This window comes from Allobosea sp. TAF32 (genome assembly GCF_052113585.1).
Classification (GTDB): domain Bacteria; phylum Pseudomonadota; class Alphaproteobacteria; order Rhizobiales; family Beijerinckiaceae; genus Allobosea.
Map to the genome: position 1 here is coordinate 282,845 of NZ_JBFRDM010000002.1, position 13,817 is coordinate 296,661.

General features: G+C 66.7%; 12 protein-coding genes. 4 read left to right on the plus strand and 8 right to left on the minus strand.

The genetic code is table 11. The features are described 5' to 3' along the window. Positions 1-81 precede the first annotated feature (81 nt). The 4 genes from AB4Z16_RS05945 to argH form a co-directional block, all read right to left on the minus strand. Positions 82-2,832 carry a TIGR02302 family protein gene (locus AB4Z16_RS05945; protein WP_441510417.1) on the minus strand — a complete coding sequence of 917 codons (2,751 nt, stop codon included), beginning with the start codon at positions 2,830-2,832 and terminating at the stop codon, positions 82-84. 223 nt (positions 2,833-3,055) lie between these two features. Continuing rightward, entirely contained in the window at positions 3,056-4,339 is a 1,284-nt protein-coding gene (gene lysA, locus AB4Z16_RS05950) for a diaminopimelate decarboxylase (protein WP_441510418.1), read from the minus strand. Between the two features lie 145 nt (positions 4,340-4,484). After that, a complete protein-coding gene (lptM, locus tag AB4Z16_RS05955; protein ID WP_441510419.1) occupies positions 4,485-4,748 on the minus strand; it encodes an LPS translocon maturation chaperone LptM in 264 nt (87 codons plus the stop codon). A gap of 151 nt (positions 4,749-4,899) precedes the next feature. Beyond that, a complete protein-coding gene (gene argH, locus AB4Z16_RS05960; protein WP_441510420.1) occupies positions 4,900-6,282 on the minus strand; it encodes an argininosuccinate lyase in 1,383 nt (460 codons plus the stop codon). Between the two features lie 30 nt (positions 6,283-6,312). Here argH and tlpA point away from each other — a divergent pair, with 30 nt between their 5' ends. From tlpA to AB4Z16_RS05980, 4 genes are all read left to right on the plus strand, one after another. Further along, positions 6,313-6,942: a thiol:disulfide interchange protein TlpA gene (tlpA, locus tag AB4Z16_RS05965; protein WP_441510421.1), complete on the plus strand. Its 630-nt coding sequence runs from the start codon at positions 6,313-6,315 to the stop codon at positions 6,940-6,942. Positions 6,943-7,035: 93 nt separating this feature from the next. After that, a complete protein-coding gene (locus tag AB4Z16_RS05970) occupies positions 7,036-8,022 on the plus strand; it encodes a hypothetical protein (protein WP_441510422.1) in 987 nt (328 codons plus the stop codon). 78 nt (positions 8,023-8,100) lie between these two features. Beyond that, positions 8,101-9,831, plus strand: coding sequence for a carbamoyltransferase family protein (locus AB4Z16_RS05975; RefSeq protein ID WP_441510423.1), 1,731 nt, complete (start codon positions 8,101-8,103; stop codon positions 9,829-9,831). A 239-nt stretch (positions 9,832-10,070) separates the two neighbouring features. Beyond that, positions 10,071-10,319: a DUF1272 domain-containing protein gene (locus AB4Z16_RS05980; protein WP_441510424.1), complete on the plus strand. Its 249-nt coding sequence runs from the start codon at positions 10,071-10,073 to the stop codon at positions 10,317-10,319. A 41-nt stretch (positions 10,320-10,360) separates the two neighbouring features. On the opposite strand, the gene grxD is transcribed toward AB4Z16_RS05980, so the two are convergent. The 4 genes from grxD to AB4Z16_RS06000 all read right to left on the minus strand — a co-directional run bounded on the left by grxD (position 10,361) and on the right by AB4Z16_RS06000 (position 13,734). After that, positions 10,361-10,696: a Grx4 family monothiol glutaredoxin gene (gene grxD / locus AB4Z16_RS05985; protein ID WP_441510425.1), complete on the minus strand. Its 336-nt coding sequence runs from the start codon at positions 10,694-10,696 to the stop codon at positions 10,361-10,363. 46 nt (positions 10,697-10,742) lie between these two features. Next, positions 10,743-10,979, minus strand: coding sequence for a BolA family protein (locus tag AB4Z16_RS05990; protein ID WP_441510426.1), 237 nt, complete (start codon positions 10,977-10,979; stop codon positions 10,743-10,745). 12 nt (positions 10,980-10,991) lie between these two features. Continuing rightward, complete coding sequence (purL, locus tag AB4Z16_RS05995) at positions 10,992-13,202, minus strand: phosphoribosylformylglycinamidine synthase subunit PurL (RefSeq protein ID WP_441510427.1); 2,211 nt, start codon at positions 13,200-13,202, stop codon at positions 10,992-10,994. 94 nt (positions 13,203-13,296) lie between these two features. Continuing rightward, a complete protein-coding gene (locus tag AB4Z16_RS06000; RefSeq protein ID WP_441510428.1) occupies positions 13,297-13,734 on the minus strand; it encodes an acyl-CoA thioesterase in 438 nt (145 codons plus the stop codon). Positions 13,735-13,817 lie beyond the last annotated feature (83 nt).

The window sequence follows — 13,817 nt, forward strand, 5'->3', positions numbered from 1 at the left end:
AATCTCGTGACCAAATGAAACAGGTCTCCGTCATCCTCGGGTCAAGCCCGAGCATGACGGCTCGGCGGCGCGTAGCAGGCGTCAATTCCGCCGGAGCAGCCGCTCCAGATAATCCAGTTCCTCGGCAGGCCGCAGCGGATCGCCCAGGCGCTTGCGCAGCTCTTCGAGGATGCGCCGCGCCCGCTGGGTCGCGCTCTCGTCGGCGCCGGGCACCTTGACCCGGCCATCGGCCCAGTCGCGCTGGCGCTGCGGCCGGCCGAGCGGATCCTCGCTGCCGCGCTGCTGCGCCGAAGGGCGGCCCTGCTGGCGTCCGTCCGGCTCGCCATAGGCCTGTCCCTCGCCTTCGCCCTCACCGGGCTGTCCCTGCATCTGCTGGGCGAGATTCTGGCCGCCGCGGCGCAACGCATCGAGCGCGCGGCCCTGCGCATCGAGCGCGCCCTCGCCCTGTCCCTGGCCGAGCTGCTGCTCGGCATCGCGCATGGCGTCCTCGGCCTCGCCGAGTTCTCCGTTCTGCGGCGCGCCCATGCCGCGCATCCGCCGCTGCAGATCCTGCAGCCGCTCACGCAAGGCCTGCTGGCGCTGGGAGAGGCCCTGCCCCTGGCCGTTCTGGCCCTGCATGCCCTCGCCGCCTTCGCCATCCTCACCCTGCTCGCCCGGCTGCTGGCCGGGTTGCTGGCCACGCTGGCCGCGTTGTCCTTGCTGTCCCTGCTGCCCTTGCTGGCCACGCTGGCCCGGCCGCGCCTGCTGCTGGCCCGGCCGCTGGCCGCGCTGGGTCTGGCCCTGGCCCTGCCGGCGCTGCTCGTTCTGATAGGTCTCGTCGCGCAGGTTCTGCTGGTCGCGCGTCATCCTGTCGAGATCGCCCAGCGCCTGGTTCATCTGGTTCTGGCGCGGATCGCGCTGGCCAGGGCGCGCCATCTGCAGATTGTTGAGCATCTGGTTGAGCTGCTCCATCAGGCGCTGCGCCTCGGCCATGTCGCCGCGCTTGGAGAGTTCCTCGATCCGATCGAGCATGTTCTGCAGGTCGCGCGGCGTCACCGTGCGGAAATTCTCCGGCAGCTGCGCCTGGTTCTGGTCGCCGTTCTGTTGCTGCTGGCGCATCATCTGTTCGGCGAGCTGGCGCATGAAATTGTCCATGGCCCGGCGCATCTCGTCGGTCAGCTTCTTGATCTCCTCCTCGGAGGCGCCGCGCTCCAGCGCCTGCTGCAGGTTCTCCTGCGCCTGCCGCAGCGCCCGCTCGGCATCGGACATGTCGCCGTCCTCGAGCTGCAGCGCCATCGCCCACATCAGCTCGGAAACCTCGCGCAATTCATCGTCGCTGCCGGATCGGCGCAACCGCTCGCCCAGCATGCGCATGCCGAGATAGACGCCTGTCTCCTTCATGAAGAGGTCAGGCTCGATCATCAGCGCGTCCATGGCGAGCTGCACCTTGGAACGGTCCTCGACGTTCATGACGAGCTTGCGCCGCTGCTCCACCAGCGCCTTGGCCAGCGGCTTGGTGAAAGTGCGCTGCGGCAGCAAGACCTCGATCGGCTCGGTCCGCCCTTCCTGGCCGGCCTCGTCCTTAGCGATCAGCACCATCCGGACCTTCGCGCCGGCCCAGGGATGGGCCGAGAAATCGACCGTGCTCTTCATCTCCTCCTCGGCGGCGGAGGGCGGCGGCACGGCGAGGTTCTGCTTCGGCGGCTCGACCAGCGAACGCCCGGCCGCAGTCGGATCAGGGCGCGAGACCGTCGCCTCGATCGAGGCGATGCCATAGTCGTCCTTGGCCTTGTAGGTGATGGCGAGACCGCCCGACTGCGCGCCGGTCACCGGCTTCGGCGGGTCGGTGAAGGCGATGGTCGGCGGCTGGTCGGCGATAGAGGTGATGTGGAGCGTCGCGCCGGGCGCGCCGCTGCCGGTGAGCTTCAACGTGCCGTTTCCGGCGAGCGTGAAGCGCTTCTCCAGCACCGCCTGCTGCGGCGCCCCGGACGGGGCCGCCTTCGCCGGGGCCGCATCCTTCGCCTGCGAAACCTTGGGCTGGGCATCCCCCCCCTCGCCCTCTTTCGCCTCCGGCTTGAGGAGCTCGAGCCGCCCGGTCGTGGCAACGTCCATATTGGTCTTGCCGGCGATGCGCACGACGATGACCGACTTCTCGGGAGCGCTGAGATTGGGGCTGGCGAGCTTGTTGAAATCGATCAGGATCGGCGGCAGGCGGGTATAGGCCGGCGGGTCGATCCAGGCATCGATGCGCGTCGAGGGCGCGCTGCCCGGTGGGCCCTTCCAGTCGAAGGCGGCGGAGATGCGCTGCGTCGCCTCAGGGCCAGCGACGAAGAAGGCGGTTATGGCGGCGAGCAGCGGCACGGCGCGTAGCGCCAGCTTGTCGTGCCCGGCCATGCGCGGCTGCGGCGGCGCGACCTTGAGCGACGCGACCTGCCGGCTCTGGCGCTCGACATGCAGCTTCCACAGGGCCTGCGACACCGGGTCGGCGGAGCCGACGGCGAGGCTATCCTCCAGCGCCGAGGCCGGACGGTGGCCCCCGGCGAAGGAACGATCGAGCCGGATGAGCGCATCGCGATGTGTCGGCAGAACGAGCCGCGCGACATGCCAGAGGCTGCCGATCAACGCCGCAGTGAAGGCGAGCACGCCGATGAGCCGCCCATACCAGGGCAAATGCGTCCACAGCCCGAACCAGGATACCGCGAGAAAGGCGAGGAGGACGGCAAGCGTCAGCCACAGCCGCGGCCAGAGCCGCTCCCAGCCGAGCGAAACCCGCGAGGCGAGCGCGAGACGGCGAAGCCGCTGCCGGATGCCGTCGATCGTATCGGGCGCCTTGCGGCGCTCTGCCTCGCTCATGCCATCGCTCCGGGCGGCTCCCATTCCTGTCTGAACTTGCCTGACCGGGTCAGGCTAACACGGGAATGTGGCATTGCCAGTGCGAAGACGGTCTTTGCACCACGCTCGACGTTTCGTGAACGGACGCACACGCCGTCATTCTCGGGCTTGACCCGAGCATCTCCGAAACCAGAGCCCGCTGGTCATGAGATTCTCGGGTCAAGCCCGAGAATGACGCACGGGTTTACGCGAACCAGCCGGGCAGCCTGTCGGTTCCGATCAGGTCCTCGTAGCTCTGGCGCGGCCGCGTCACGGCATAATCGTCGCCCTTGACCATGACCTCGGCGATGAGCAGCCGCTGGTTATAGGTCGAAGACATCGAGGCGCCGTAGGCGCCGGCCGTCATGAAGGCGATGAGATCGTTCTGCCTGAGCTGCGGCAGGACCCGGCCGGCCGTGAAGGTGTCGCCGGATTCGCAGATCGGCCCGACGACGTCGTAGGCAACCTCGGGGCCGCCGATCTCAGGCTCCGCCACCGGCCAGATCTCGTGATAGGCCTCGTACATCGCCGGCCGGACGAGGTCGTTCATCGCCGCGTCGACGACGAGGAACTGCTTGGTCGGGCGCGGGTTGAGGTGCAGCACCCGCGTCAGCAGAATGCCGGCATTGCCGACGATCAGGCGGCCCGGCTCGAAGCCGAGCTCGACATCGAGGCCCTTCGTCACCCTGCCGACCATCTCGGCATAGGCATCGATCAGCCCCGGCCCATAGTCGAAGGTCTTCGGGATGTCGTAGGGGATGCCGAGCCCGCCGCCGAGGTCGAGCCGGTCGACGCGATGGCCCTCTCCCTGCAACGAGCCGACCAGCGCGACCATCTTGGAATAGGCCGCCTCGAAGGCATCGATCTCGCGGATCTGGCTGCCGATATGAACGGCGAGGCCCATGATCCGGACGCCCGGCATGTTGGCCGCCCGCGCATAGAGCCTGCCGACCTCCTCGAAGGAGACGCCGAACTTGTTCTCCGACGATCCGGTCGTGATCTTGGCATGGCCGCCGGCGCCGATATCGGGATTGACCCGGAACACGGCCTCCTGCCGCTTGCCGAGCGAAGCCGCAACCTTGGACAGCAGGTCGAGCTCGCTCTCGCTCTCGATATTGATCTGGTAGAGCCCGGCCTCGACCGCGAAGCGCAGCTCCTGCTCGCTCTTGCCAACGCCCGAGAACACGATCTTCTCCGGCGGGATGCCGGCAGCGAGCGCCTTGCGCACCTCGCCTTCGGAGACCGTGTCGATGCCGGCGCCGAGCGCGCCCAGCGTCTTCAGCACGCCGAGATTGCCGTTGGCCTTCATGGCGTAGAAGACATGCGTCTTGCCGGCGGCCTTCTTCATCGCCGCTGCGAAGAGCTTGTAGTGCCGTTCGATCGTCGCGGTGGAATAGACGTAGACGGGCGTGCCGACCTCGTCGGCGATGCGCTTGAGATCGACGCCCTCGGCATGGAGCGAGCCGTCGCGATAGGCGAAATGATGCATGGGGTTAAGCTCGCAATGATAGACGCGGTGCACCCGCCGTCATTCTCGGGCGCAGCGAGACGCAGGCTCGAGAATCTCTCTCAGGAGATGCCCGGGTCTAGCCCGAGCATGACGCGCGAAACCGACGCGGCAGCAAAAATGATCGTTACATCAGCGGATCGAGGATGAACGGCTTGTTCGGCACGACGATCGCCTTGTTGGCCTTGACCGGCTTCGCCAGCACCGAGGCCGAACCGTAGGAGGAAACATCGTTCTCCTGGGCGCCGACCTGATCGTCGGGCAGATCGAGCGCGCCCGTCGCATTCGGCGGCGCCTCGAGCGGCCCCTTTCGCCCGCAGGCGGCGAGTGCAACGGCCAGCAGGCCGACGACCAGCAGGGTGCGGCCGAATTTCAGGCGGGAATCAAGCACGAAAGCGAACCCTCGGAACGAAGCGTGGCGAGACAGTAGCGGAGGATGCGGCGCAGCGCGAGGCTTCCGGAAGCGTCATTCTCGGGCAAGCGCAGCGCCGACCCGAGAATCCCCTGCAAGAGATGCTCGGGTCAAGCCCGAGCATGACGCGCTACTTCGCGAGCTGCTTTAGCCAGCGCCGCGCCTGCTTGCGGACATTGGCCGGAGCCGTGCCGCCATAGCTCACGCGGCTCTTGACCGACTGATCGACGCCGAGAACGGCGAAGACGGCCTCGGTGATCTTCGGCTCCACCGCCTGCATCTCGGCGAGCGAGAGCTTCTCCAGCCCAACCCTCTTCTCCGAAGCGATTCCGACGAGCCGGCCGGTGACATGATGCGCGTCGCGGAACGGCATCTTCAGCACGCGCACCAGCCAGTCGGCGAGGTCCGTCGCGGTGGCGTAGCCGAAACCCGCCGCCTTCTTCATCGCCTTGAGGTCGGGCTGCATGTCGCGGATCATGCCGGCCATCGCGGCGAGGCAGAGCGACAGCGTCTGGAGGGCGTCGAAAGTGCCTTCCTTGTCTTCCTGCATGTCCTTGGAATAGCTGAGCGGCAGGCCCTTCATCATGGTCAGCAGCGCCTGCAACGCGCCGAAGACGCGTCCTGCCTTGCCGCGTACCAGCTCGGCCGCATCGGGGTTGCGCTTCTGCGGCATGATCGAGGACCCCGTCGAGAAGGCGTCCGAGAGCTTGACGAAGCCGAATTGCGGCGTCGCCCAGAGCACGATCTCCTCGGCAAGCCGCGAGAGGTGCATGGCACAGATCGAGGCCGTCGAAAGCGTCTCCAGCACGAAATCGCGATCCGAGACCGAATCGAGCGAGTTCGCCGTCGGGCGGTCGAAGCCGAGCGCCTTCGCCGTCATGTGGCGGTCGATCGGGAAAGAGGTGCCGGCGAGCGCCGCCGCACCGAGCGGGCATTCGTTGAGGCGCGCACGGGCATCGCGGACACGGCCACGGTCGCGGCCGAGCATCTCGACATAGGCCAGGAGATGATGGCCGAAGGTAACCGGCTGCGCCGATTGCAGATGGGTGAAGCCCGGCATCACCGCGCCGGCATAGCTGTCGGCCTTCTCGGCGAGCGCCTGCTGCAAATCGGCCATCTGGCCGTCGATCTCGTCGAGCGTGTCGCGCACCCACAGCCGCATGTCGGTTGCGACCTGATCGTTGCGCGAGCGGGCGGTGTGCAGCCGGCCGGCGGCGGCGCCGATCTTGTCCTTGAGGTTGGACTCGACGTTCATGTGGACGTCTTCGAGCGCACGCGAAAACGTGAAGGCGCCGCTCTCGATCTCGCCTTCGACCTGCTTGAGGCCGGCGATGATGGTCGCGACATCGTCCTTCGTCAGGATGCCGGTCTCGGCCAGCATAGCCGCATGGGCGAGCGAACCACGGATATCCTGGCGCCAGAGCTTCTTGTCGAAATCGATGGAGGCGTTGATCTCCTCCATGATGGCGCCTGGACCTGTGGCGAAACGCCCACCCCACATGCGATTGCTCACGACGGTCTTTCCTGCTTTTGAGGACGCACGATGACGTCTGAAAAAAAGATCGGACTGGCCCTCGGGGTCGTAGCGGTGCTCGGCCTCGCTGGCGTGGCCGCCTTCTACTCCGTCACGGGCGATGCCGGCAACGGATCATGCAGTGCGGCACGCACCACCGCCGAGCGCACGAAGCCTTCGGTGAAGGGCGAGGTCGCCGCGGTCGAGCTGCGCACCCGCCCGCAGCCGGCGCCGGAGCTCGCCTTTACCGGGCCGGACGGTCAGCCGATGACGCTCGTGGCATTGAAGGGCAAGGCGCTGCTGGTCAATCTCTGGGCTACCTGGTGCGCGCCCTGCCTGAAGGAAATGCCCGCGCTCGACACCCTGCAGAAGGAGATGGGCGGGCCGGATTTCGCAGTCGTCGCGATCAACATCGACACGCGCAATCTCGACAAGCCAAAGAGCTGGCTCGCGGAGAACAAGGTCACCAACCTGCCCTTCTACAGCGACCCGCAGGCAGCGACCTTCCAGGCGCTGCGCGCCGCCCACAAGGTCGAGGGCATGCCCGTCAGCATCATCGTCGACAAATCCGGCTGCGAGCTCGGCATCATCCAGGGCCCGGCCGACTGGGCGAGTGCTGATTCGAAGGCGCTGATGAAGGCCGCGATCGGCAAGCCCTGACCGCAACGTCGCCGCAATCGCAGCATGTTGACGAACTCTCGTCGCATTGCGGCGTTCTGTTGCGGACGAGATCGAGCACGAGAAGGACGAACCATGTCGACTGACCGATTCCGCGCGGGACGCTTCGGCGGATTGGGAGCTGTCGCCATCGCCTTCGTGCTGCTGGCGGCGGGACCGGCCGGCGCCCAGGAGCGCAGGCCCATCGCCGGCACCAGCGTCTCGCTTGCCGTGCCGAAGGGTTTTGAGCCCGCGACCGGCTTCGCGGGGCTGATGAACAAGGCGACCCAGGCAACCGTTCTGATCGTCGAGCTCCCGCCCGAGGCCTATCCGCAACTTTCGCCCCTGTTCGGCAATGCCGACATGGCCAAGGCGAATTTTGCCCGGCAGAACATCACCATCACGTCCGCGGCCCGGATCGATGTCGGGGGCGAGAAGGTGCCGTTGCTCACCGGCACGCAGATCGCTCCCACCGGCGACCGGTTCGACAAATGGATCGCCCTGTACAAGGGCGAAAAGACCGTGATGCTGACGGTGCAGGCTCCGCAGAAGGCCAAGCTCGCCCCTGCCGCGGTGAAGGCCATGCTCGCCTCCGTCTCTCTCGGCAAGGAGCCCTCGCTCGACGACAAGCTCGCCGCCCTGCCCTTCGCCATCAAGGCCGGCGCGCCGTTCCGCGTGATCGACACCATCGGCGGCTCCGGGGTCATGATGACTGTCGGCGACAAGAACACCGATCCTGCCGGGACCCAGCCATTGATGGTCGTCGCCTATCAGGCCTCGGGGCCGGCGAAGCCCGGCCAGGAGCAGGAATTGTCCGAGACGCTGCTCAAGAGCACCCATAACCTCGAAAACGCCACCATCATGGAACGCAACCGCGTGCCCTTTGCCGGCGCCGACGGCATGGCGCTCACGGGCCGCTTCAAACATCCCGGCGGCGGCGACAAGGCCTTCGCGCAATATCTCGCCATAGGACCAGACGGACGCTTCGTCCGCCTGATCGTGATGGCCGACGAAAGCGAGATGCCGAAGCTTCAGCCCGCCATCGACCAGACGGCGGCGAGCATCGCCTTTACGGCAAAGTAGCCATTCGCCAGCTCCGGGCCTCTCCCTGCGGCTCCGACCCGATTGGCGCCGTGCCCCGGCACGGGTAAAGGCATGTCCATGCGCTATACTATTGGCCTCGCCACCACCTTCCACGATCCCGCCATCGCGATCATCGGCCCCGGCGGCGAAGTGCTCTTCGCCGAGGCGACCGAGCGTTACCTGCAATACAAGCGCGCGCCCAATTGCGAGCCCGACTCGGCGCTGCGCATGGAGGGGTTGCTGAAGCGCTACATCCCGAAGGACGCCGAAGTAACCATCGCCACCAGTTGGAGCGAGGACTTCACCGGCTTCCTCGACCAGATGGCACGCGCCGGCTCCTTCACCCTCGATGCGCTGCTCAAGCTCTCGCCGGAGCTCAACCGCTCGCTCGTGCCCGAGCGCACCGAGCGCGCGCTGATCACCTCGCTCCATCACGCCCAGCAGCGCGCCGGCATGGGCGTGCTGCTTGGACTCGACCGCGCTCATGGCAAGGCCAATGTCAGCGGCCTGAAGCGCTACGGCCACCATCTCAGCCACGCCGCCTATGCCTGCTGGTCCTCGCCCTTCGACAATGCCGCCTGCCTCGTCGTCGACGGCATGGGCGAGACCGGGGCCTCGGCCATCTTCGCGCTAGAAAACGGCCGACTTCGCGAGGTTAAGCGCCATCGCGGCCGGGAATCGATCGGCTTCTATTTCGGGCTCGTCACCGATCTCGCCGGCTTCGACCAGGCCAAGGGCGAGGAATGGAAGATCATGGGGCTAGCCCCCTACGGCAAGACCGCCCCGGAGCTGATGGCGCTGCTGCGCAAGCTCTACCTGATCGAGGGCCACAAGCTCTCCTTCGCCAAGGCCGATGTCGTGCAGGCGGTTGCGGCCGAAATTCTGGCGAGGCGCCCGGCCGACGCACTCGATCAGGGCTGGGCCGATCTCGCCCGCTGCGGGCAGGACGTCTTCGCCGAGATGATGGAGGCTTTGCTCGGGGAAGCTGCAGCGCTGGTGCCGAGCGAGAACCTCGTCCTGGCCGGCGGCTGCGCGCTCAACTCCTCCTTCAATGGCAAGATCGCCGGCCGCCACGGCTTCAGCACCGTCTTCGTGCCCTCTGCCCCGGCCGATGACGGCAACGCCATCGGTGCCGCATGGCTCGCCCATGCCGAGACGAATCCGGACTGGCGTGCGCCGAAGGGCCCGCTCACCCCCTATCTGGGCTCAGGCGTCTCGACCGAACCCTTCGAGCGCATGCAGCTCTGGGAGAAGCGGCTGCGCAAGCTCCAGCCCGAAGAGATCGCGCCGGCCACGGCGAAACTTCTCACCGAGGGCAAGCTGATCGGCTGGGTGCAGGGCCGTGCCGAATTCGGGCCGCGTGCGCTCGGCAACCGCTCGATCATCGCCGATCCCCGCCCGGCCGACGCCAAGGACATCCTCAACGCCAAGGTGAAGTACCGCGAGGCCTTCCGGCCCTTCGCGCCCTCGATCCTCGCCGAGCACGCCGCCGACTGGTTCGAGAACTATCAGGACGCGCCCTATATGGAGCGCACGCTCGTCTGGAAGGAAGCGGTGCGCCGGCGCGTCCCGGCCGTGGTTCATGAGGACGCGACCGGCCGCCTCCAGAGCGTCACGGCGGAGCGCAATCCGCGCTACCACGCCTTGATCTCGGCCTTCCACAAGCTGACCGGGGTGCCGGTGGTCCTCAACACCTCCTTCAACATCATGGGCAAGCCGATCCTGCACACGGCGGAGGATGCGATCCTGATGTTCTACACCAGCGGGCTCGACGCGCTGGTAATCGAGGACTGGCTGCTGGTGAAGTGAGGGCCGGACCGCCGCCCGCCACGGACATGGCGTGCCGTCATACTCGGGCTTGACCCGAGCATCTCTGGCCGTAGGGGGCGCCTTATCCTGCAGGAGATTCTCGGGTCTGCGCTTCGCTTCGCCCGAGTATGACGGCCAGCCTCATCGATCCGCGCCATTGATCGGTCGGATCACGCGAAATCGCTGGTTTCGTCCCTGTTTGCGGTCATTCTCCGGGCCGATCGCAAGGAGATGACGCCATGCTGCAACTGCGCCCGAACTGCGAATGCTGCGACCGCGACCTGCCGCCGCAATCGCGCGAGGCCCTGATCTGCACCTTCGAATGCACATTCTGCGCCGACTGCGCCGAGACGCGCTTCGCTGGCACCTGCCCGAATTGCGGCGGCGACCTCGTACGCCGGCCGATTAGGCCCGAGCGTATGCTGGATAAATACCCGGCCTCGACCGAACGCGTCCGCAAGCCGCACCCGCAATGCGCTGCGGCTTGAGAAAAGCGGTCAGATCAGAAAGCTGATCGGGAAACCGAGCCTCAGCTCGCCTGCTTCACCGCGATGCCCTTCTCTTCGAAGAGCTGCTGCAATTCGCCGGCCTGGAACATCTCGCGGGTGATGTCGCAGCCGCCGACGAACTCGCCCTTGACGTAGAGCTGCGGGATCGTCGGCCAGTTCGAATAGGCCTTGATGCCCTCGCGGATCTCCTGATCCTCGAGCACGTTGACGCCCTTGAAGGGCACGCCGACATAGCTGAGGATCTGCACGACCTGGCCGGAGAAGCCGCACATCGGGAATTGCGGCGTGCCCTTCATGAAGAGCACCACGTCGTTGTTCTTCACTTCCGCATCGATGCGGGCGTTGACGTCGGACATCGTCTGTCTCCTGAAGCGGGTTCAAGGCCCGCCGGATGGTTTCGTTCTAATCTTGGGGAGCCGCCGTCGTCAGCGCAAGGGCATGCAGCACGCCGCCCATATTCCCCTGGAGCGCGGCGTAGACCATCTGGTGCTGCTGCACCCGGGTCTTGCCCTTGAAGGCGGCGGAGACGACCGTCGCGGCATAGTGGTCGCCGTCGCCAGCCAGATCCTTGATCTCGACCGCTGCATCCGGCAGCGCCGCCTTGATCATGCGCTCGATCTCGTGAGCGTCCATCGCCATGGTCCGAACTCCTCAGTCGACCTTGCTGGCCATGTAGGACGGCAGCCAGTCTTCATGGATCTTGCTGAGATCGGCGAGCGCCAGCGCCGTCTCACCCGGCAGCGCAAGCGTCGCGCCGCCCGTGCGGCCGATCGCGAGCGCAGGCACGCCGGCCGTCTTCGCCTCGGCAATCACGGCATCGGCCTGAGCCGCCGGAACCGTCACGACATAGCGCGCCTGATCCTCGCCGAAGAGCGCGGCATGGGCCGGGCCGGCCGGCAGTGTCTCGATCGCCGCGCCGATGCCCTTGGCCATCGCCATCTCGGCGAGCGCGACGGCGAGGCCGCCATCCGAGAGATCATGGCAGGCAGTGACCTTGCCGTTTGTGATCAGCCCGCGCACGAAGTCGCCGTTGCGGCGCTCGGTCGCGAGATCGACCGGCGGCGGCGCGCCCTCCTCGCGGCCGCAAACGGTCGCGAGATAGGCGCTCTGGCCAAGCCAGCCCTGCGTTTCGCCGATCAGGATGATCGCCTCGCCTTCGCCCTTGAAGGCGATTGTCGCGTGCCGGGTGACATCCGCGAGCACACCGACGCCGCCGATGGTCGGAGTCGGCAGGATCGAGATGCCGTTGGTCTCGTTGTAGAGCGAGACGTTGCCGGAGACGACGGGGAAATCGAGCGCCTTGCAGGCCTCGCCGATACCGCGGATGCAACCGACAAGCTGGCCCATCACCTCGGGCTTCTCGGGATTGCCGAAGTTGAGGTTGTCGGTGATCGCGAGCGGCGTCGCGCCGGTCGCGGTGAGATTGCGCCAGGCTTCGGCCACGGCCTGCTTGCCGCCCTCGAAGGGATCGGCCTCGCAGTAGCGCGGGGTCACGTCGGCGGTCATTGCGAGGCCCTTGGGCCCGTCCTCGATGCGGATCAGGCCAGCGTCGCCGCCCGGCGTCACCACCGAATTGCCGAGGATCAGCGTGTCGTACTGCTCCCAGATCCAGCGCTTGGAGGAGAGATCCGGCGAGCCGATCAGCTTCTTCAGCGCCTCGGCATTGCCGCAGGGCGGCGTCACGCTCTCTGCGGCGATGCGCTGCTGCGGCGGGGCCTCGATCCAGGGCCGGTCGTATTCGGGGGCCTCGTCGCCGAGCTCCTTGATCGGCAGGTCGGCCATGACCTCGCCCTTGTGCTTGATGACGAAGCGCAGCGTGTCGGTGGTGTGGCCGATGACCGCGAAATCGAGCCCCCATTTCTTGAAGATCGCCTCGGCGGCGTCCTCATGCCCCGGCTTGATCACCATGAGCATGCGCTCCTGGCTTTCCGAGAGCATCATCTCATAGGCGCTCATGCCCTCCTCGCGGCAGGGCACCTTGTCGAGGTCGAGCTCGACGCCGAGATCGCCCTTGGCGCCCATCTCGACGGCCGAGCAGGTCAGGCCGGCCGCGCCCATGTCCTGGATCGCGTCGACATGGCCGGCGGCCATGATCTCGAGGCAGGCTTCGAGCAGGAGTTTCTCGGCGAAGGGGTCGCCGACCTGCACGGTCGGGCGCTTTTCCTCCGACTTGTCGTCGAATTCTGCCGAGGCCATGGTCGCGCCATGGATGCCGTCGCGCCCGGTCTTGGAACCGAGATAGACGATCGCCTTACCGACGCCCGACGCCTTGGCATAGAAGATCTCGTCGGCCTGGGCGATGCCCACAGCCATCGCGTTGACGAGGATGTTGCCGTCATAGCGCGTGTGGAAGCCGGTGGCGCCGCCGACATTCGGCACGCCGAAGGAGTTGCCGTAGCCGCCAATGCCGGCGACGACGCCCGAGACGAGATGGTGGGTCTTGGGATGGTCGGGATCGCCGAAGCGCAGCGCGTCGAGCACCGCGATCGGCCGGGCGCCCATCGTAAAGACGTCGCGCAGGATGCCGCCGACGCCCGTCGTCGCGCCCTGATAGGGTTCGATGAAGGACGGGTGGTTGTGGCTCTCCATCTTGAAAACGATGGCCGTCCCATCGCCGATATCGATGACGCCGGCATTCTCGCCGGGACCCTGGATCACCCAGGGCGCCTTGGTCGGCAACGTCTTCAGATGGATCTTCGACGACTTGTAGGAGCAGTGCTCGTTCCACATCGCCGAGACGATGCCGAGCTCCGTGATCGTCGGCTCGCGGCCGATCAGATGCAGGAAGCGCTGATACTCGTCCGGCTTCAGGCCGTGCTCGGCGACGAGCTGCGGGGTGATCTTGGTATCGTTCGGAATCACGGGCTCAGGGTTCCTGGCGGTCCGGCGAGGGGATTTGGCAGGGGCATAGCCTGCCTGCGCCCGCGAGACAACATTCGCAGCGCGAACGGCGCTTTCAGCACTGGATGGCGGCCAGAGCGCCCCGGAGCGGCGCCGGAATCGGAACCGGCTTCTGGCCGGCCCGTTCCACATAGACATGGGTGAAGCGCCCCTGCGCCGCGGCCTCTGCGCCACCTTGTCGGAAGATGCCAATACGGTAGGTGACGGAGCTGTTGCCGAGGCGCTCGACAGCGATCCCCGCCTCAACCGTCTCCGGGAAGGCGACGCTCTCGAAATAGGTGCAGCCGGTCTCGACCACGAGCCCGACGATCTCGCTGCCCGCGAGGTCGAGAAAACCGCCTTCGATCAGCCAGGCATTCACCGCCGTATCGAACCAGCCGTAATAGACGACATTGTTGACGTGGCCGTAGGCGTCATTGTCGTGCCATCGCGTCGGAATGGCGCGAAAGACGCGAAAGTCGGCGCGCGTGAGGCGGGGCTGTCGCTCGCTCATATCCGGCAAATCCTCCCCCCGTCATGCTCGCACTTGTGACGAGCATCCACGTCTTGAACACCGCATTCGAGGAAGGAGGACGC